The 20,631-nt window shown below is 52.8% G+C and carries 19 protein-coding genes; 6 read left to right on the forward strand and 13 right to left on the reverse strand.

The genetic code is table 11. The features are described 5' to 3' along the window. Positions 1-10: 10 nt before the first annotated feature. From lspA to BZK41_RS27460, 4 genes are read right to left on the reverse strand one after another with little or no spacing between them, the layout of a single operon-like run. Entirely contained in the window at positions 11-508 is a 498-nt protein-coding gene (gene lspA / locus BZK41_RS03030) for a signal peptidase II (protein WP_003018932.1), read from the reverse strand. Next, complete coding sequence (ileS, locus tag BZK41_RS03035; protein WP_079937133.1) at positions 508-3,324, reverse strand: isoleucine--tRNA ligase; 2,817 nt, start codon at positions 3,322-3,324, stop codon at positions 508-510. Before ileS ends, lspA begins: the two co-directional genes overlap by 1 nt. Before the next feature lie 37 nt (positions 3,325-3,361). Then, complete coding sequence (gene ribF / locus BZK41_RS03040; protein ID WP_079937134.1) at positions 3,362-4,300, reverse strand: bifunctional riboflavin kinase/FAD synthetase; 939 nt, start codon at positions 4,298-4,300, stop codon at positions 3,362-3,364. Between the two features lie 7 nt (positions 4,301-4,307). Continuing rightward, positions 4,308-4,511: a DUF2575 family protein gene (locus BZK41_RS27460; protein ID WP_079937267.1), complete on the reverse strand. Its 204-nt coding sequence runs from the start codon at positions 4,509-4,511 to the stop codon at positions 4,308-4,310. Positions 4,512-4,628: 117 nt separating this feature from the next. On the opposite strand from BZK41_RS27460, the gene rpsT reads away from it, so the two are divergent. After that, complete coding sequence (rpsT, locus tag BZK41_RS03050; protein ID WP_003018940.1) at positions 4,629-4,892, forward strand: 30S ribosomal protein S20; 264 nt, start codon at positions 4,629-4,631, stop codon at positions 4,890-4,892. Positions 4,893-4,950: 58 nt separating this feature from the next. Here rpsT and nhaR read toward each other — a convergent pair whose 3' ends face one another. From nhaR to dnaK, 4 genes are all read right to left on the reverse strand, one after another. Further along, positions 4,951-5,850 (reverse strand): transcriptional activator NhaR, encoded by a 900-nt coding sequence (gene nhaR, locus BZK41_RS03055; RefSeq protein ID WP_003829732.1) that lies wholly within the window; start codon positions 5,848-5,850, stop codon positions 4,951-4,953. 37 nt (positions 5,851-5,887) lie between these two features. Beyond that, positions 5,888-7,054 (reverse strand): Na+/H+ antiporter NhaA, encoded by a 1,167-nt coding sequence (gene nhaA, locus BZK41_RS03060; protein WP_079937135.1) that lies wholly within the window; start codon positions 7,052-7,054, stop codon positions 5,888-5,890. A 206-nt stretch (positions 7,055-7,260) separates the two neighbouring features. Beyond that, a complete protein-coding gene (dnaJ, locus tag BZK41_RS03065; RefSeq protein ID WP_003829737.1) occupies positions 7,261-8,394 on the reverse strand; it encodes a molecular chaperone DnaJ in 1,134 nt (377 codons plus the stop codon). Between the two features lie 85 nt (positions 8,395-8,479). Further along, positions 8,480-10,402, reverse strand: a complete 1,923-nt coding sequence (gene dnaK / locus BZK41_RS03070) for a molecular chaperone DnaK (protein ID WP_003829739.1) — start codon at positions 10,400-10,402, stop codon at positions 8,480-8,482. Between the two features lie 384 nt (positions 10,403-10,786). On the opposite strand from dnaK, the gene BZK41_RS03075 reads away from it, so the two are divergent. The 3 genes from BZK41_RS03075 to satP all read left to right on the forward strand — a co-directional run bounded on the left by BZK41_RS03075 (position 10,787) and on the right by satP (position 12,654). Continuing rightward, on the forward strand, positions 10,787-11,191 hold the full coding sequence (locus BZK41_RS03075) for a DUF2541 family protein (RefSeq protein WP_079937136.1): 405 nt from the start codon (positions 10,787-10,789) through the stop codon (positions 11,189-11,191). 34 nt (positions 11,192-11,225) lie between these two features. Next, entirely contained in the window at positions 11,226-11,939 is a 714-nt protein-coding gene (gene msyB, locus BZK41_RS03080) for an acidic protein MsyB (RefSeq protein WP_079937137.1), read from the forward strand. A gap of 148 nt (positions 11,940-12,087) precedes the next feature. Then, entirely contained in the window at positions 12,088-12,654 is a 567-nt protein-coding gene (gene satP, locus BZK41_RS03085; RefSeq protein ID WP_079937138.1) for an acetate uptake transporter, read from the forward strand. Between the two features lie 34 nt (positions 12,655-12,688). Here satP and BZK41_RS03090 read toward each other — a convergent pair whose 3' ends face one another. The 3 genes from BZK41_RS03090 to tal all read right to left on the reverse strand — a co-directional run bounded on the left by BZK41_RS03090 (position 12,689) and on the right by tal (position 15,772). After that, the gene (locus tag BZK41_RS03090) at positions 12,689-13,996 is read right to left on the reverse strand and encodes an MFS transporter (RefSeq protein ID WP_079937139.1); all 1,308 of its coding nucleotides are present in this window, start codon (positions 13,994-13,996) and stop codon (positions 12,689-12,691) included. 124 nt (positions 13,997-14,120) lie between these two features. Further along, the gene (gene mog / locus BZK41_RS03095) at positions 14,121-14,708 is read right to left on the reverse strand and encodes a molybdopterin adenylyltransferase (RefSeq protein ID WP_079937140.1); all 588 of its coding nucleotides are present in this window, start codon (positions 14,706-14,708) and stop codon (positions 14,121-14,123) included. 110 nt (positions 14,709-14,818) lie between these two features. Continuing rightward, positions 14,819-15,772, reverse strand: a complete 954-nt coding sequence (gene tal, locus BZK41_RS03100) for a transaldolase (RefSeq protein ID WP_020996235.1) — start codon at positions 15,770-15,772, stop codon at positions 14,819-14,821. Between the two features lie 273 nt (positions 15,773-16,045). Here tal and BZK41_RS03105 point away from each other — a divergent pair, with 273 nt between their 5' ends. After that, on the forward strand, positions 16,046-17,476 hold the full coding sequence (locus BZK41_RS03105) for a sodium:alanine symporter family protein (protein ID WP_079937141.1): 1,431 nt from the start codon (positions 16,046-16,048) through the stop codon (positions 17,474-17,476). Between the two features lie 77 nt (positions 17,477-17,553). Beyond that, the gene (yaaA, locus tag BZK41_RS03110) at positions 17,554-18,327 is read left to right on the forward strand and encodes a peroxide stress protein YaaA (RefSeq protein WP_079937142.1); all 774 of its coding nucleotides are present in this window, start codon (positions 17,554-17,556) and stop codon (positions 18,325-18,327) included. An 83-nt stretch (positions 18,328-18,410) separates the two neighbouring features. On the opposite strand, the gene thrC is transcribed toward yaaA, so the two are convergent. Together thrC and thrB are read right to left on the reverse strand one after the other, a co-directional pair. After that, positions 18,411-19,697: a threonine synthase gene (gene thrC, locus BZK41_RS03115; protein WP_079937143.1), complete on the reverse strand. Its 1,287-nt coding sequence runs from the start codon at positions 19,695-19,697 to the stop codon at positions 18,411-18,413. Positions 19,698-19,700: 3 nt separating this feature from the next. Continuing rightward, positions 19,701-20,630 carry a homoserine kinase gene (thrB, locus tag BZK41_RS03120; protein ID WP_079937144.1) on the reverse strand — a complete coding sequence of 310 codons (930 nt, stop codon included), beginning with the start codon at positions 20,628-20,630 and terminating at the stop codon, positions 19,701-19,703. Position 20,631 lies beyond the last annotated feature (1 nt).

Below are 20,631 nucleotides of genomic sequence, written 5' to 3' on the forward strand. Positions count from 1 at the left end.
CGGCATTTTTTTATGCGGCTTTTTTCTCTTTCGACGGTAAGAAGCCTTCGAGGACAATCAATGCCGCCCCGATACAGATAGCTGTATCGGCCAGATTGAAGGTCGCGAAATGCCAGTCACCGACGTAAAAGTCAATCATATCAACCACGAAGCCGTGCCACAGGCGGTCGAACAGGTTGCCCAGCGCGCCGCCAATGATTAATGCATACGCGATGTTGTTCAGCTTCTGCGTCGCCTTCGAGCGATACATCATCACCATCAGGATGACGCAAATACCGATGGCGATGCCGGCAAAGAACCAACGTTGCCAGCCACCGCTGTCAGCTAAGAAGCTAAACGCCGCACCGTAGTTACGCGCGTAGTGCAGATTAAGCGACGGAAACAGCGACACCGTATCCCCCAGAGCAAAGTTCTGGAGGATCAGGTATTTGCTGCCTAAATCGATAATCAGCACGACTACCACCAGCCACAGCCAGCGTAGTCCTGTTGAACAAAGAGGCTTACTCATCAGGCAAACTTACGTTGTTCGCCATCACCGGCGATGTTGCTGACACAGCGTCCGCAGATATCTGCATGTTCCGCCACCTTGCCGACGTCGGTAGTGTAATGCCAGCAGCGCGGGCATTTCTCACCTTCGGCCTTGCTCAGTACGATTTTCAGACCTTTGAGCAGTTCGCTCTGCTGAGCATCAGCAGGAGCCGCTGCATAATCCGCAACCGTCGCACCGGAGGTCAGCAGAACAAAGCGCAACTCTTCGCCCAGCGCGGTCAGTTTTGCCGCCAGTTCAGGTTCAGCGTACAGGGTCACTGCCGCTTCCAGAGAACCGCCGACTTTCTTATCCGCACGCGCCTGCTCGATAACCTTGTTCACTTCGCCGCGCACTTTCAGCAGCTCGTCCCAGTAGGCATCGTTCATCGCTTCGGTTTCGCCTAAGCCAAACAGACCTTCGTACCATTCACCGGTAAAGACGTACTTCTCACGATCGCCCGGCAGGTAGCCCCAGATTTCATCGGCGGTGAAGGACATGATTGGCGCCATCCAGCGAACCAGCGCTTCAGCGATATGGAACAGCGCAGTCTGGCAGCTACGACGCGCCACGCTGTCCGCTTTCGCGGTGTACTGACGGTCTTTGATGATGTCGAGGTAGAACGAGCCCATTTCTACGGAGCAGAAGCGCATCAGGCGTTGTACCACTTCGTGGAAATCATAGGCTTCGTAAGCTTTCAGGATCTCTTCCTGTGCCGCTTGCGCACAACCTACCGCCCAACGATCCAGCACCACCATATCTTCCGGTTTCACCATGTCTTTCACTGGATCGAACCCGTTCAGGTTCGCCAGCAGGAAGCGCGCGGTGTTACGGATACGACGATAGCTGTCGGCAGCACGTTTCAGGATTTCGTCAGAAACGGCCATTTCGCCAGTATAGTCGGTAGAAGCAACCCACAGACGCAGAATATCCGCGCCCAGTTTGTTCATCACGTCCTGCGGAGAAACGGTGTTACCGATAGATTTGGACATCTTACGGCCCTGACCATCTACGGTGAAACCGTGGGTCAGTACCTGGCGATAAGGTGCTTTGCCTTTCATGGCGGTGGAGATCATCAGGGAAGACATGAACCAGCCACGGTGCTGGTCAGAACCTTCCAGATACATATCTGCCGCATGACCCGCAAACTCAGGACGCACGTCCACGACGGATGAGTGGGTTGAACCGGAGTCGAACCACACGTCCAGCGTATCCGGGACTTTGACATACTGGTCAGCTTCGTCGCCGAGGATATCTTTCGGATCGAGATCCCACCATGCCTGGATGCCGTCAACTTCAACGCGCTTGGCGACTTCTTCCATCAGTTCGATAGCGCGCGGATGCAGCTCTTCGGTGTCTTTGTGAACAAACAGAGACATCGGCACACCCCATGTACGCTGACGGGAGATACACCAGTCAGGACGGTTGGCAACCATCGATTCAATACGCGCCTGGCCCCAGTCCGGGATCCACTGCACGCCTTTGATCTCTTTCAGCGACTGCGCGCGCAGGCCTTTCTGATCCATGCTGACGAACCACTGTGGGGTCGCACGGAAGATGATCGGTGACTTGTGACGCCAGCAGCATGGGTAGCTGTGCTGCATCTTCTCAACATGCAGCAGCGCGCCTTTTTCGCTCAGCAGCGCAACGATTTTGTCGTTGGCTTTAAAGACGTTCACGCCGTCCAGATCCGGATAGGTACCCGCCAGGTATGCGCCGTCCGGACCAACCGGATTAGCGATTTCCAGACCGTACTTCTGGCTGATGACGTAGTCATCCGGACCGTGGCCACCAGCGGTATGGACCGCACCGGTACCCGCGTCCAGCGTAACGTGATCGCCAAGGATAGCCGGCACGTCAAAGCCCATGAATGGGTGAGTAAAGCGCAGCAGTTCCAGCTCTGCGCCTTTAACGGTGCCGAGAATGGTGTATTCAGCCGCGCCAATACGCTGCATGACGCTTTCAACCAGATCTTTCGCCAGAATCACAGCCTGGCCGTCAATCTGCACCAGCGCATAGTCAAAATCAGGTGCCAGAGAGATTGCGCGGTTCGCCGGTAACGTCCACGGGGTAGTGGTCCAGATAACCAGAGAGATCGGACCGTTGACGTCAGAAACGCCAAATTTCGCTTTCACCGCATCCTGATCGGCAGCGTGGAACGCTACGTCGATGGATGGGGAGGTTTTGTCATAATACTCAACTTCCGCTTCCGCCAGCGCGGAACGGCAGTCAACGCACCAGTGCACCGGCTTCGCACCTTTGTGCAGGTGACCGTTGCCGATGATTTTACCCAGCGCACGAATGATGTTGGCTTCGGTTTTGAAGTCCATAGTCAGGTACGGATGCGACCAGTCGCCCAGCACGCCAAGACGGATAAAGTCTTTACGCTGACCGTCAACCTGGGTCGCTGCGTATTCGCGGCACTTGGCACGGAACTCAGCGGCGGTGAACTTCTCGCCCGGCTTGCCGTATTCCTGCTCCACTTTCAGCTCGATCGGCAGACCATGGCAGTCCCAGCCCGGAACGTAAGGCGAGTCATAGCCCGTGAGTCCTTTGGACTTCACGATAATGTCTTTCAGAATCTTGTTAACCGAGTGACCAATATGAATGCTGCCATTCGCATAAGGAGGGCCATCATGCAGAATGAAGGTTTTTTTGCCTTTTTTGGCCGCACGAATGATGCCGTACAGGTCATCATCAGTCCAACGCGCCAGCATTCCCGGTTCGCGCTTGGCGAGATCGCCGCGCATCGGGAACCCTGTTTCCGGCAAATTCAGGGTTGATTTATAGTCACTCATCAGATTCTCGGTTCCGTATTTAAAACTCGTATAGGCATTAAGCCGGTTTTGTTAGCCCAAAAAATTCACGGGCAGTCAACTCATCACGCGCAATCTGCGCTTTTAGCTCATCCAGCGAGGCAAATCGCTGTTCGCTGCGTATTTTTTTACGCAGTACTACATCTATATGGCGACCATACAGGTCCATTACAACGTCCAATAGATGCACTTCCAACTGCTGGCGTACGCCTGCTACCGTCGGGCGGGTGCCGATGTTGGCGACGCCGGGCAACGGTTTGTCACCCAGCCCCATCACTTCAACCGCATAAACCCCTTTCACCGGAGAAACCTGGCGACGCAACGGTAAGTTTGCCGTCGGAAAACCGATGGTGCGCCCTAATTCATCACCGTGAACGACACGTCCTGAGATAGTAAAAGGATGCCCAAGCAGGCTTTCGGCCAGTTGCAGGTTATCTTCTGCCAACGCCTGACGTACCGCGGTGCTGCTAATGCGCACACCGCCTTCGCAGAAGGTTTGGGTGCTGGTGATATCAAAACCATACTCAGCGCCCGCTTCCTGTAATAACAAGAAATCGCCCGCACGGCTAGCGCCAAAGCGGAAATCATCGCCAACGGCAAGAAATTGTACACCAAGGCGCTTAACCAGCAGATCGCTGATGAAGGTCTGCGCCGTTAATGCCGCAAAGCGCCTGTCAAAACGCACGCACAGCACGTAGTCCACGCCGCATTCCGCCAGATAACGCAGTTTTTCCCGCAGGCGGGTAAGGCGCGCAGGTGACTTCTCCGTCGCAAACAGTTCCAGCGGCTGTGGTTCGAAAATCATCACCACCACCGGTAAATTGCGTTTGCGCCCTTCTTCCCGTAAGCCTTGCAGCAACGCACGGTGGCCACGGTGCACGCCGTCGAAATTACCAATAGTCAGCACACACCCATGCGGGGCCTGACTGAGATTATGTATGCCTCGTATCAGCTTCATGTCTGGCTCAAAACAGTGAAAATCGTGAAAGTATACCCTGTACCGCGGTCAACGTTAACCGGCGATTGTTTCTACGAAACAGAAAGAGGATTGTTTTCATTGTTATGAAACAAATTGCAGACCTCCACGGGCACGCCAATGCAATTTTTCTCGTCGAAAAGCTGTATTCACAGCACGCAAGCTGGTAGAATCCTGCGCCATCACTACGCAACGAGTGCTGTAATTTAAACGGCGCTTATTTGCACAAATCCATTGACAAAAGAAGGCTAAAAGGGCATATTCCTCGGCCTTTGAATTGTCCATATAGAACACATTTGGGAGTTGGACCTTGGCTAATATCAAATCAGCTAAGAAGCGCGCCGTTCAGTCTGAAAAGGCCCGCAAGCACAACGCTAGCCGTCGCTCTATGATGCGTACTTTCATCAAGAAAGTATACGCAGCTATCGAAGCTGGCGACAAAGCTACTGCACTGAAAGCATTTAACGAAATGCAACCAATCGTGGACCGTCAGGCTGCTAAAGGTCTGATCCACAAAAACAAAGCTGCACGTCATAAAGCAAACCTGACTGCACAGATCAACAAACTGGCTTAATCGCCTGCTTGTTGTCGCTTTGTGAAAAAACCCGCGCAAGCGGGTTTTTTTATGTCTGTCATTTGTTCGTTGGCGTAAAGAGCGCCGAGTAGTCCGCATTGCAGATACGCTGCACCGCCGGATGCTGGATCATCCTTTCCGCAAATATGGCGTGATACTCCTCCATCACATTCTCTACGCGTCCAATTTCAACAATAGAATCATCGGCATAGAAATTGTGCGAATACAGCGTAGGCGCAACGAAAATGGCGTTATGCGTTGCCCCAAACGCTTTCATCAGCGCAGCGTCATCAAACTCGCCGAGGATTTCGACATTCAATCCTTGTGAGTTAATCCAATTCAGCAGCTTACGTCCGAGCATCGAACGGCGCCCTGGGATCAGCAATCGACGCTCTTCAAGACAGGCCGGGAATGGTTTCTCAGGCAGCGGTTTGGTGCACCAAAAACTCACGCTGCATTCGCCTATCCGCACTGAGAACAACCCTTCCTGCTGCGTTGAATCAATCGGACAGTCGGAGATAATCATATCCAGCTTATGCTGGCTGAGTTGATCCAACAGCATCTCGTGCGTTGACTCAAAACAACGCAGATGGATTTGTTCATCTTCAACCACAGCGGCATCCAGTACGCTACTGACCAGTTGCTTCGATAATGCATCCGCCACGCCAACATCGAACAGCAAATTAGACTCTTTGCGGTAGTTCACGATATCCAGCATTTCCTGGCTTAAGGTGAACATCTTATCCGCATAACGAAAAACCAATTCGCCTAACTCACTGGGCTCCAGCCCACGCCCCTTGCGCTTGAACAGCTTTCCCTGCAAGCGTTCCTCAAGCGCTTTAATCTGCCCGGTAATGGTCTGCGGTGTCAGATAAAGCGCTTCTGCTGCACCAACCACCGAACCTTCTTTATAGACATGCCAAAAGTAGTACAGGTGGTTGTAATTTATATGAGACATACTCTCTCCCTGAAAATTGTCACGAAAGGGCTACCCGTCAGGCTGACGCGTTCAACCGGGTGCGTAACCAGCTGTAACCAATAACCGCCGACAGTAAGGAGCCAATCAGGATCCCCAGTTTCGCCCAGTTAATCAGCTCAGGATCGACGTTGCCAAACGCCAGGCTGGCGATAAAAATCGACATCGTAAAGCCAATGCCGCACAGAATGCCGACCGCCATAATCTGCTGGAAATTCGTTCCCTCTGGCAATTGCGCCACCTTGAGGCGTAACGCCAGCCAGCAAAACAGACTGATACCCAACGGCTTACCGATCAACAAACCCGCAATGATCCCCAGCGGTAATATCGAGGTCAGTCCATCAATAGTGACGCCCTGCAGTGAAACGCCCGCGTTGGCGAAGGCAAACAGCGGCAGGATAAGGTATGCCACCCACGGATGCAGAACATGCTCCAGTCGCTTCGCCGGTGAACGCCCGTGTTTTTCCTTCAACGGAATGAAGAAGCCCACGATCACCCCCGCCAGCGTCGCATGCACGCCCGACTTCAATACGGCAGTCCACAGCACCACGCCGACCAGAATATAAATACCGGTGCGTCTTACACCGCACAGATTCAATGCCGCCAGAACGAGGATCGCGCACGCAGCAACGCCCAGCGACAGCAGCGAGAGATCGCTGGTATAGAACAGTGCGATGATGACGATAGCGCCGAGGTCATCAATAATCGCCAGCGCCATCAGGAAGATTTTCAACGCCAGCGGAACGCGGCTGCCCAACAGCGCCAGCACGCCTAATGCAAAAGCGATGTCCGTTGCCGCCGGGATCGCCCACCCTTCACGGGTGATGGGATCGGCATAGTTGAATGCCAGGTACAGCAATGCCGGGACAATCATGCCTCCGATAGCAGCAATGATCGGGAACGCCGCCTGACGCAGACTGGCCAGCGAACCTTGCATTAACTCGCGCTTTACTTCCAGACCAATCAACAGGAAGAACACCGCCATCAACGCGTCGTTGATCCACAGCAGCATATTTTTGTTGATCTCAAGCGCGCCAACCCGCAGTTGAACAGGCGTTTCCAAAAAGGCGTGGTACCATCCACTGGTTACCCCGATATTTGCCATCAGCATAGCAACCACGGCAGCGATGATCAGAATGATGCCCCCCGAGGCGTCGCTACTAAAAAAACGATGCAGATGTTTCACTTTTATTCTCTCTATTGGGTGAATACTTCGTAAATACTATCTTACACCCTCAAAAAGCTCGTTAAAATTAGATTATTCATGATGGATAGATCGGTTTTTACGAGTCATTCAGTTAAAGTCGATAAAGATTTTCCGAACCGAAAACAGAAATAAAAAAGCCTGAAACTTTTCAGTCCCAGGCTTTTTATTCGAGATAAAACTGCGAATTAGCGCGTCAGATCGTCAAAGAACTTCTTCACACCGTCGAAGAAACTTTTGGAGCGCGGACTGTTTTGTTCGCCGGTCGGGCCGCCAAAGCTGTCCTGCAGATCTTTGAGCAGTTGCTTCTGCTTGTCGTTCAGGCCCACTGGGGTTTCAACTACCACGCGGCACAGCAGGTCGCCCTGAGCGCCACCGCGTACAGACTTGACGCCCTTTCCACGCATGCGGAAAAGTTTGCCAGTTTGCGTTTCGCCCGGAATTTTTAACTTCACACGACCGTCCAGCGTCGGGACTTCAATCTCGCCGCCCAGCGCAGCCATCGCAAAGTTAATCGGTACTTCGCAGTACAGGTTATTGCCTTCACGTTCGAAAATTGGGTGCTGTTTTACCTGCACCTGAACGTACAAATCACCTGCTGGCGCACCATGTTCACCGGCTTCACCTTCGCCCGCTAAACGAATACGGTCGCCGGTATCAACCCCTGCCGGGATCTTAACGGACAGCGTTTTGCTTTTCTCAACGCGACCATGACCGTGGCATTTGTTGCACGGATCTTTGATCAGCGTACCGCGGCCCTGACAGTGTGGACAAGTCTGTTGTACGGCAAAAAAGCCCTGACGCATCTGTACCTGACCAGAACCGTGACAGGTTGGACAGGTCTGCGGCTGAGTGCCTGCCTTCGCACCGCTGCCGTGGCAGACGTCACACTCTTCCAGCGTAGGAATACGGATCTCTTTGGTGACGCCACGCACGGCTTCTTCCAGAGTGAGATCCATGTTGTAACGTAAATCAGCACCACGTGAGGCGCGCTGACGACCACGACCGCCGCCAAAGATATCGCCAAACACGTCACCAAAGATATCGCTGAAGTCAGCCCCGCCGCCAAAACCGCCGCCGCCGCCCATGCCGCCTTGCTCAAACGCTGCATGACCGTACTGATCGTAAGCCGCACGTTTTTGCGCATCGGTCAGGATCTCGTACGCTTCTTTAATCTCTTTAAACTTGGCTTCGGCCTCTTTATCACCCTGGTTGCGATCCGGGTGAAATTTCATGGCCAGGCGCTTGTAGGCCTTTTTGATTTCACGCTCTTCCGCTGATTTGGAAACGCCTAAAATCTCGTAATAGTCTTGCTTAGCCATCTCTTTTTATCTGCCCCTAACATGCGTGCACGGGCGGAGAGGAAACCTCTTCGCCCGTGCCAGTAATTACCCGTTCAAAGGGCGATTATTTTTTGTCTTTCACTTCTTCAAACTCGGCGTCGACAACGTCGTCATCTTTCGCGTTGTTTGCAGAAGCATCAGCGCCTGCTGCACCAGCCTGCTGCTGTGCGTGCTGCTGCTGAGCGATTTCCATCAGTTTCTGGGAAACCTGTGCCAGCGCCTGCATTTTCGCTTCGATATCCGCTTTGTCTTCGCCTTTCAGAGAAGTTTCCAGCGCGGTCAGTGCAGACTCGATGGCAGTTTTGTCGTCAGCTGGCAGTTTGTCGCCTGCTTCTTCAACCTGCTTGCGAGTGCTGTGCAGCAGATGGTCACCCTGGTTACGGGTCTGAACCAGCTCTTCAAACTTACGGTCAGATTCTGCGTTTGCTTCTGCTTCGCGAACCATTTTCTGAATTTCTTCTTCGTTCAGACCAGAAGAAGCCTTGATGGTGATCTTCTGCTCTTTACCGCTGTTTTTGTCTTTCGCGGAAACGTGCAGGATACCGTCGGCATCGATGTCAAAAGTAACTTCGATCTGCGGCATACCGCGCGGAGCCGGGCTGATACCATCCAGGTTAAACTGACCCAGATCTTTGTTATCAGCGGCGCGTTTACGTTCACCCTGCAGCACGTGGATGGTTACCGCAGACTGGTTGTCTTCAGCGGTAGAGAACACCTGGCTGTGCTTGGTCGGGATAGTGGTGTTTTTCGCGATCAGTGGAGTCATCACGCCACCCATGGTTTCGATACCCAGAGACAGCGGGGTAACGTCCAGCAGCAGCACGTCTTTCACATCACCGGTCAATACACCACCCTGAACGGCAGCACCGATTGCCACTGCTTCGTCCGGGTTAACGTCTTTACGCGGCTCTTTACCGAAGAACTCAGCAACTTTCTTCTGTACCATCGGCATACGAGTCTGACCACCGACCAGGATAACGTCCTGAACGTCGGAAACAGACAGACCAGCATCCTGCAGAGCAACTTTCAGCGGCTCGATAGAACGGTTAACCAGGTCTTCAACCAGGCTTTCCAGTTTCGCACGGGTCACTTTGATGTTCATGTGTTTAGGACCAGTCGCGTCTGCAGTAATGTACGGCAGGTTCACGTCGGTCTGCTGAGCGGAAGACAGTTCGATCTTCGCTTTCTCAGCGGCTTCTTTCAGACGCTGCATCGCCAGCGGGTCATTACGCAGATCGATACCCTGATCTTTCTTAAATTCGTCAACCAGGTAGTTGATCATACGGCTGTCGAAGTCTTCACCACCCAGGTGGGTATCACCGTTGGTTGCCAGAACTTCGAAGGTTTTTTCGCCGTCAACTTCGTCGATTTCGATAATAGAGATATCGAAAGTACCACCACCGAGGTCATAAACCGCGATAGTACGGTTGCCGACTTCTTTATCCAGACCGTAAGCCAGTGCCGCTGCGGTCGGTTCGTTGATGATACGTTTTACTTCCAGACCTGCGATACGGCCAGCATCTTTGGTTGCCTGACGCTGAGCATCGTTGAAGTATGCAGGTACGGTGATAACCGCTTCAGTTACCGGTTCGCCCAGGTAATCTTCAGCCGTTTTCTTCATTTTTTTCAGCACTTCAGCAGAAATCTGCGGCGGTGCCATTTTCTGACCTTTTACGTCAATCCATGCATCACCGTTGTCAGCACCGATGATTTTGTACGGCATGATGGCTTCATCACGCTGTACTTCTTCGTCCTGGAAGCGGCGGCCAATCAGGCGTTTAATCGCAAACAGGGTGTTTTGCGGGTTTGTCACTGCCTGACGTTTAGCCGGCTGACCAACCAGAGTTTCACCATCCTGGGTATAAGCAATGATAGAAGGCGTGGTGCGATCGCCCTCGGCGTTCTCGAGCACACGTGCAGTAGTGCCATCCATAATCGCTACACAAGAGTTGGTAGTACCCAGGTCGATACCAATAATTTTACCCATCTAAACGTCTCCACTAAAAATTCGGTCATCATGTGGTTGTGAATCTGTAATAAGGGCGAAACGTGCGGTTTCAACTACCCTGAATCGTTTTTTTTCAGACTCACCACTGCGGTTGTCTACAAGATGGGGTCGTAACCCACGTCATCAAGGGGGGCATGAAAATTTTTTTTAGCCTTGTGGCAATAAAATCACAGAAAAAAGGCTAAAAGATTAAAAAATGAATAGTCCCAAACCAAAATTAATTCACAAGGCAAATCAAAACAAGCAAGGTCATTCATAAGAAAATTGTAATAAAAAGAAAAGATTACGAGCATGAATCGTTTCTCCGACGGCGGTAAGATGGTCTGAAGTTACGCACTTTTGCAGCCGTCAAAGAGAAATTCCATGAAATCCGTGTTAACCCTTTCCACCAGCCTGCTTATGGGCCTGCTGCTGAGCAGCGCCGCGCACGCTAACGATCATAAAGTTCTGGGTATGATTGCGATGCCCCGCAACGCAACCAACGATCTCACGCTGAGAATTCCCGTTTGCCGGGTTGTAAAACGCATTCAGCTCACCGCCGATCGCGGCGATATTAAACTTAACGGCGCATCCGTCTACTTCAAAGCAGTACGCACTTCCAGCCAAAGCCTGAACGTCCCGTCATCCATTAAAGAGGGACAAACGACCAACTGGATCAATATTAATAGCGATAACGACAATAAACGCTGCGTGTCCAAAATCACCTTCTCAGGCCAGTCGGAAAACTCCTCTGATATGGCAACGCTGAAAGTTATTGGCGACGACTAATTTCACTCATTTTTATTCAGAAGCCATAGAAAACATGAATGTCACGTATTTGAATGACGACGATCTCGACTTTCTTCAGCATTGTAGTGAGGAGCAACTCGCCAATATTACCCGCCTGCTTACGCATAATGAAAAAGGGAAAGCCCGTCTGTCGAGCGTACTGAGCCACAACGAATTATTTAAATCGATGGAAGGACACCCGGAGCAGCACCGCCGTAACTGGCAGTTGATTGCCGGTGAGCTTCAGCATTATGGTGGCGACAGCATTGCCAATAAACTCCGTGGGCATGGAAAACTGTATCGGGCGATTTTGCTTGATGTTTCGAAGCGCCTGAAGCTTAAAGCCGACAAAGAGATGTCCACGTTCGAAATCGAACAATATCTGCTGGAACACTTTTTACGTAATGCCTGGCAAAAAATGGATGCGGAGCATAAACAGGCCTTTTTGCAGGCGGTTGATGCAAAAGTCTCTGAGCTGGAAGAACTTTTGCCGCTATTAATGCAGGATCGTCATCTGGCAACAGGTGTATCTCACCTGCTCTCCAGCCAGCTTAGCAAGATCCTACGCACACACGCCGCCGTAAGCGTCATCGGGCACGGATTGCTGCGTGGAGCCGGACTTGGCGGCCCGGTCGGCGCCGCAGTAAACGGGGTTAAAGCGGTGAGCGGCAGCGCCTATCGCGTGACGATCCCGGTGGTACTACAAATCGCCTGTCTGCGCAGAATGATCAACCACGCGCAAGCGTGATGCCCATCACAGGGAAAATATTTCATTTTCCCTTCGTTAGATCATAGACAGTGCCCTCTCCCCTGATTATCATGCCGCGCCCCAAAGACAGTGATCGTTATTTGGGGAAACTATTTCACCATTCAATCAATGATGATTTTGAGGAATTATGGGCAACACTAAGTTGGCTAATCCGGCACCGCTGGGCCTGATGGGCTTTGGCATGACCACCATTCTGCTTAACCTGCACAACGCGGGTTTCTTCGCCTTTGACGTTATTATTCTGGCGATGGGCATTTTCTACGGCGGAATCGCGCAAATTTTTGCCGGTCTGCTGGAATATAAAAAAGGCAACACCTTCGGTTTAACCGCCTTTACCTCCTACGGTTCGTTCTGGCTGACGCTGGTTGCAATCCTGATCATGCCGAAAATGGGCCTGGCGGATGCAACCAATGGTCAGTTCCTGGGCGTGTACCTGGGTCTGTGGGGCGTGTTCACACTGTTCATGTTCTTCGGCACGCTGAAAGCTAACCGCGCGTTGCAGTTTGTCTTCCTGAGCCTGACAGTGCTGTTCGCACTGCTGGCGGTTGGCAACATTGCAGGTAACGAAGCGATCATTCACGTTGCTGGCTGGATTGGCTTAGTGTGTGGCGCAAGCGCCATTTACCTGGCGATGGGTGAAGTGCTGAACGAACAGTTTGGCCGTACCATCCTGCCGATCGGTGAAACGCACTAATCTGACGCTATCCCCCCGAACGGGGGGATATTCCTTACAAGCGCTGTAACTCTCCCTGTACGCTCGTATCGCGATGATAAATATCCTGTCGCAGCCAAATCCCCAGACCTAACCCCACCAGCGATAACGCCAGCACATACCAGGCCGGAGCCATTGGCGACACGCTCATTAACATCGTCACGGCGATTGGTGTCAGACCACCAAAAATGGCGTACGACACGTTGTAAGAAAAGGAGATTCCGGTAAAGCGGACCTCTGCCGGAAACGCCCGCACCATCACATAAGGCACTGCTCCCACCACACCAACGCACAACCCTACCAGCCCGTATAACAAGAACAAGTGCTGAGGGTGGCTGCCGGTCAGGTGATAAAAAAACCAGCTTGAACAGGCCAGCAGCAGGCTGCCGACAATAAAGGTTTTGCTGGCGCCGACCCGGTCGACAATAAACCCGGCCAGCAGACACCCGACGCACAGCATAATGGTGGCGACACTGTTGGCCTGTAACGTTAGCGCGGGTGCAAAGCCATACTGCTTCTGCAACCAGACTGGCGACATCAGGATCACCACCACAATCCCGGCCGATAACAGCCAGGTCAGCAGCATGGAAATGACCACCGCTTTTTTATGTTTGCTCACCACCGACTTCACCGGTAGCTCTTGCGCCAGCGCTTTACGCTGCTGCATTTCGAGGAAGATGGGCGTTTCCTGCAACCAACGACGCAGGTACATCGCTACCAGCCCAAACACGCCACCCAGCAGGAACGGGATACGCCAGCCATAGTCATGCACCGCCTGCTGCGTCAGGCTGATATTCACCAGAGTTGCGACCACCGATCCCAGCAGAATCCCCACCGTCAGCCCGGCGGTCAGCGTGCCACAGGCAATGCCGATGCGGCGCTCCGGTACGTGTTCCGCCACGAACACCCACGCGCCCGGCACTTCTCCGCCGATGGCTGCGCCTTGCAAAATGCGCATCAGCAGTAACAGCAGCGGTGCGAGGATCCCCATTGAGGCGTAGGTAGGCAAAAGACCAATCGCCAGCGTCGGTATCGCCATCAGCAAAATACTCAGGGTGAACATTTTTTTACGCCCGACCAGATCGCCAAAGTGCGCCATGATGATGCCACCCAGCGGACGCGCCAGATATCCGGCGGCAAAAATGCCGAAGGTTTGCACCTGACGTAGCCATTCAGGAATGTCTGCCGGGAAGAAGAGTTCGCCAACAACAGCGGCAAAGAAGACGAAGATAATGAAATCATAAAACTCAAGCGCACCGCCGAGAGCAGCAAGCGTAAGAGTTTTATAATCCTGGCGATTCAGCGGTCGAGTGTGTTGTGACATAGCAAACCATGAGTCAGTGGAGTTATTGAATCTGTCTGTCGATATATGTAAAGCAAAAATTACTATATCGTAAACAATTCAATACTCCACCGTCATTGGCACTTATGTCACGATCGGGCTACTTTCAGGCGTTTGTATCGCGAATTGCGCTTTTAGGACGAAAAGATGCTACAACAGCCGGTGCGGTTTCCACATACGGCCCATCCAGCAACTGTATACAATACGGTACACTTGCAAAAATACCCGGCACGATAACCTTACCGTCGGCATCTTTCACGCCTTCCAGCGTTTCTTTGATCGATTTCGGCTGGCCAGGTAGGTTCAGGATCAGCGCCTGTTTACGAATCACACCAACCTGGCGGGAGAGAATAGCCGTTGGCACAAAGTGCAGGCTTATCTGGCGCATCTGCTCACCAAAGCCCGGCATCTGGCGGTCGGCTACGGCAAGCGTGGCATCAGGCGTTACATCGCGACGGGCCGGGCCCGTTCCACCGGTAGTCAGCACCAGATGACAGCTCATTTCATCAACCAGCTCACATAAGGTCTGTTCGATGATCGCCTGTTCATCCGGGATCAGTCGCGTTAGCAGCTCAAAAGGGGTGGTAAGGGCAGATGCCAGCCACTCTTCAAGGGCCGGGATGCCTTTATCCTGGTAAACGCCGCTGGAAGCACGGTCAGAAATGGAAACCAGGCCAATGCGTAAAGTATTCATGATTATTCCGTTTAAACAGTCTCGTTAAACAGAATGATACACTGCGAAGGGAAGGACAGACAGGTTTCAGAAGAGGTAGCGTGACCCCTGTCAGGGCCACGCGTTAATGATTACAGCAGATCGCCGATCATTTTTTCCAGTTTACCCTGGTCTACAGCAAACTTACGGATACCATCCGCCAGTTTGTCTACAGCCATCGGATCCTGGTTGTGCTGCCACAGGAACTCAGCTTCGGTGATGCGTGCAGGACGCGCTTTCACTTCGCCAGAGAAGGACAATTTACGTTCGATAGTACCTTCGCTTTCCGCAAGCTCTTTCAGCAGTGCCGGTGCAATCGTCAGACGATCGCAGCCTGCCAGCTCAATGATTTCGCCGACGTTACGGAAGCTCGCACCCATCACCACGGTTTCGTAACCGTGCTGTTTGTAGTACTCGTAGATTTCAGTTACGGAAACCACACCCGGATCTTCTGCCGGTGCATACTCTTTCTTGTCGGTGTTAGCTTTGTACCAGTCCAGAATACGACCAACAAACGGAGAAATCAGGTATACGCCTGCTTCGGCACATGCACGCGCCTGCGCGAAGGAGAACAGCAGAGTCAGGTTACAGTTGATGCCTTCTTTTTCCAGCTGCTCAGCGGCACGGATGCCCTGCCAGGTTGAAGCCAGTTTGATCAGAATGCGATCGTTGCTGATGCCAGCATCGTTGTACATCTTGATCAGACGTTTTGCTTTCGCGATGGACGCGTCGGTGTCGTAGGACAGACGAGCGTCAACTTCAGTAGAGATACGACCCGGGACCAGTTTCAGGATCTCCAGACCGATATTTACTGCCAGTTTGTCGGTCGCGTCGACGATCTGCTGCGCGTGGTCATTGCTCTGCTGCTTAGCCCAGGCTACAGCGTCATCAATCAGCTTGCGGTATTCTGGGATCTGCGCTGCGTTAAGAATGAGAGAAGGGTTAGTTGTGGCATCCTGAGGCTGATACAGCTTCATTGCCGCGATGTCTCCGGTGTCGGCCACTACTGTGGTGAACTGACGAAGGGAGGTCAATTTGTCCGTCATGATAGCGATTCTCTTTAAACAGCTTGTTAGGGGGATGTAACCGATCTTCCCTGATGATAGCACGACGCACTCTCAGCGCAACCGCCTGGATTGTCCGACCAGCCGCTCAGCCCTGATTACGCATCTCACAGCCCGTGATGCGCAATTAAGGATATAACGATTGTTATGATAAACTCCCGCAATCAATCTGCTTATAAGGTATATACTGGTCGATAATTGGTAGCGCTTACACGGGATTATTCGCGCTTACCGGCATCAACAAGAGGGATGTTAATGCCTGATTTTTTCTCATTTATTAATGAAATACTCTGGGGTTCGGTGATGATCTACCTCCTGCTTGGCGCAGGATGTTGGTTCACCTGGCGTACAGGGTTCGTGCAGTTCCGCTACATTCGCCAGTTTGGCAAAAGTCTTAAAAACAGCCTCAGCCCGCAACCGGGCGGTTTAACTTCCTTTCAGGCTTTGTGCACCAGTCTCGCCGCGCGCGTCGGTAGCGGAAATCTGGCGGGTGTGGCGTTGGCGATCGCCGCCGGCGGCGCGGGAGCCATTTTCTGGATGTGGGTCTCGGCGGTCATTGGTATGGCAACGTCATTCGCTGAGTGCTCGCTTGCCCAACTGTACAAAGAACGCGACAGCAAGGGACAGTTTCGCGGCGGTCCTGCATGGTATATGGCTCGTGGGCTGGGCATGCGCTGGATGGGCGTGCTGTTTGCCATCTTTTTGCTCATTGCCTATGGTCTGATTTTTAACAGCGTTCAGGCAAATTCAGTCTCTCGTGCGTTGACCTTTGCTTTTGACATCCCTCCCCTCTTATCCGGTATCGCACTGGCAATCGTGTCATTACTGGTCATCGTCGGCGGTATTAAAGGCGTTGCTCGCCTGATGCAATGGTTTGTTCCGATGATGGCGCTGCTGTGGGTTGGTTGCAGTATCGCCATCTGCCTTTGGCATTTCGGACAGATCCCCGGCATTATCATGACCATCATAAAAAGCGCCTTTGGCTGGCAGGAGGCCGCGGCCGGTGCCGCCGGGTATACGCTCAGCCAGGCGATTGCCAGCGGCTTTCAACGCGGTATGTTCTCGAATGAAGCAGGAATGGGCTCGACCCCGAACGCGGCTGCCTCGGCAGCATCCTGGCCACCGCATCCTGCGGCGCAAGGCATTGTGCAAATGATCGGTGTATTAGGTGACACGCTGATTATCTGTACGGCCAGCGCAATGATCATTTTACTGGCGGGTAATGGCACCACTTATGTGCCAATGGAAGGCATCCAGTTGCTGCAAAGAGCCATGGTCTCACTGACGGGTGAATGGGGAGCCGGATTCGTGGCTTTTATTGTGATTCTGTTTGCCTTTAGCTCTATCGTCGCCAACTACATCTATGCTGAAAACAACCTCGTTTTCCTGAAGCTGGACAACATGCGCGTCATCTGGCTATTACGTATCGCTACCGTGAGTACCGTTGTTGGGGGAACGTTAGTCAGCTTCCCACTCGTCTGGCAGTTGGCCGACATCATTATGGCTTGTATGGCCATCACTAACCTGACGGCGATTCTGCTGCTTTCTCCGGTTGTCCATACCATCGCCAGCGATTATCTGCGCCAGCGTAAACTCGGGGTGCGCCCAGAATTCGATCCGCGCCGTTATCCTGATATCAGACAACAGCTTGCGCCCGATAGCTGGGATGAAACGCCGCGCGAATAGCGCGGCAATCGCAACCATCGATCAATTCAGTCGTTTTTTTTGCTAAAGTCGCAGTAAATTTCCTGCAAGGACTGGATATGCTGATTCTGATTTCACCTGCAAAAACGCTCGACTACCAAAGCCCGCTGGCAACGACACGTCATACGTTGCCCGAGTTGCTGGATCACTCCCAGCAGCTTATTCACGTGGCGCGCCAGCTCTCTGCACCGCAGATTGGCAAGCTGATGGGGATTAGCGACAAGCTGGCGGATCTGAACGCCACCCGTTTCCATGACTGGCAGCCTGACTTCACGCCGGACAATGCGCGTCAGGCCATTCTGGCGTTTAAAGGCGACGTGTATACCGGGCTGCAGGCTGAAACCTTCAGCGAGGCGGATTTCGACTTCGCTCAACAGCATTTACGGATGTTGTCCGGGCTGTACGGCGTTTTACGTCCGCTGGATTTGATGCAGCCTTACCGTCTGGAGATGGGCATTCGTCTGGCTAATGCGAAGGGTAAAGATCTCTACCAGTTCTGGGGAGATACCATCACCGATAAACTTAACGAAGCACTTGAAGCGCAAGGCGACAGCGTGGTGATCAACCTCGCTTCGGATGAGTATTTTAAATCTGTGAAACCGAAAAAGCTTAATGCTGAGCTTATCAAACCGGTCTTCCTTGATGAGAAAAACGGCAAGTTCAAAGTCATCAGCTTCTACGCCAAAAAAGCGCGCGGCCTGATGACTCGCTACATTATTGAGAACCGCTTAACGCAGCCGGAGCAACTGACTGCATTTAACAGTGAAGGCTATTTCTTTGATGAAGAAGCATCAGGGAATGGCGAACTGGTATTTAAACGCCACGAGCAATAATTTACATGCCGGATGACGGCTAACGCCTTATCCGGCATGTAGATTTGTAGGCCCGCTAAGCAAAGCGCCAGCGGGCACAACCGTTATCCGCGGGTCATCATCAGCTTACGCAGCGCAGCAAAATCAGCAGGCAGGTGGTGAGAAAGCAGCGGCAGATCCGCACGTTCCGCCAGTTCTTTTGGCAACGCCAGCGTCAGGTCAAGAATCTCTTCAACGCTTTCTTTAAACTTCGCCGGATGCGCAGTACCGAGGAACAAGCCGTATTCGCCAGGGTTTAGCTGATCACGCAGCGCGCGGTAAGCCACTGCCGCATGCGGCTCTGAGGTGTAACCTATTTCATGTAACTCACGCATAGTGTCCTGGGTCGTCGCATCGTCGACAGCGGCATAACCCAGTTCATTCAGACGCCAGATTTTACGGCGGAACAGTTCCTCCACGCGCGGCCAGTTGTTCGGCTGGCTGACATCCATCGCATTCGACAACGTTGCCTGGGTCGCTTTCGGCGCCCACTCACCTTCTGCAAGGAAACGCGGAACCGTATCGTTAACGTTAGTCGCCGCGATAAAACGCTTCACCGGCAAGCCCAGTGATTTCGCCAGCAGCCCGGCGGTCAGATCGCCAAAGTTACCGCTGGGAACGGAAATCACCAGTTGATTACGCGCCTCTTGCGGCAGTTGGGCCACAGCCTCAAAGTAGTAACAGATTTGCGCCAGCAGACGGCTGATGTTAATTGAGTTAGCCGAGTTCAGTCCCAGAGCCACCTTCAGCTCTTCATCATCAAACGCCTGTTTCACCAGCGCCTGGCAGGCATCAAAATCGCCATCAATCGCCACAGTTTCAATGTTACCGCCCAGCGTACAGAACAGTTTTTCCTGTAATGGGCTGATCTTGCCATTCGGGTAGAGGATCACCACGCGTACATTTTTCAGGCCATAAAAGGCATGTGCAACCGCCGCACCTGTATCCCCGGAGGTCGCCGTCAGAATGGTGACCGGTTTGTCGCCGCTGATGTGCGTCAGCATCTGCGCCATAAAGCGCCCGCCAAAGTCTTTAAATGCAAGCGTTGGGCCGTGGAACAGTTCCAGACAGCCGACATCCGCGGCAACCTGAGCAACCGGTGCCGGAAAAGCAAATGCCGCACGCACGCGCTCTTCCAGAATTTCCTGAGGGATCTCATCACCAATAAATGCGGACAGGATCTTCGCGCTGCGGCTAACAAAGCCCAGGTTCAGCATTTCATCGACTTCTGTCAGATTGAATTCCGGTAGATCGTGCGGAAAAAACAATCCCTGATTCTTGCCAAGCCCTTGCGTAACAGCCTGTGCAAAGCTGACCTGTTCGTTGTGATCTTTCAGATTATACAGTTTCATTGATTATCCCAGTACCCGTGCGCCCGCCGTGTCCAGCCGGCAAATATGAACAAAGCCTTCCTGATTTTGCAGGTAATTTTTACCCAGCCAGTCTGCTACGCGCTGCGCCGTATCCGGCTTATCGCACAAGGCGAACAGCGTCGGCCCTGACCCGGATATACCGCTGGCCAGCGCGCCAATTTCGGCTACCGCCTGACGCGCCTGGCTAAAGCCTGGCAGCAAGCGGGTACGATACGGCTCAGCAATGACGTCTTTCATCAGCTTCGCGGCCAGAAGAGGCTGACGGGAATAGCAGGCATGGATAAACCCAGCCAGATGCCGCCCGTGGGCGATACAGTCCTGACGGCGATACTGCGCTGGCAGAATCGCCCGCGCTTCTGCCGTCGACACTTTAATCCCCGGATACGCCAGTACCCACAGCCACTCATCAAAGCCTGGCACCTGCTGGCTAATAATGCCGTTTTCTTCAATCATTAACTGCATGCCGCCCAAAAAGCACGGGGCAACGTTATCGTAATGAATACTGCCGGAGATACGCCCTTCAAGCTCGCCCATTATCGCTAACAGGCGCGTATCGTTGAGTGGCTTACCGCAGTGTTCGTTCATGGCGACTAACGCCGCCACGACGGAACAGGCGCTGGAGCCTAACCCGGAGCCAATCGGCATATTTTTTTCCAGCGTCATCGCCACCGGAACGCTTTTACCCAGCTCCTGACAGAATCGCTCCCAGCACTGGTAGACAATATTTTCACGCGGCTCAGGCGGCAATTTGTTGGCAAAACGGCCGAGGTTGTTCAGACTAAAATGGTCGGCCGCCTCAACGGACACCACATCGCCCAACAGCGAACCATCCACCGGAGTTACCGCCGCACCGAGCACATCAAACCCGACGCTCATATTGGCACTGGAAGCCGGGGCATAAACTCTCACCATG

The organism is Citrobacter sp. A316, assembly GCF_002042945.1.
GTDB lineage: Bacteria > Pseudomonadota > Gammaproteobacteria > Enterobacterales > Enterobacteriaceae > Citrobacter > Citrobacter portucalensis.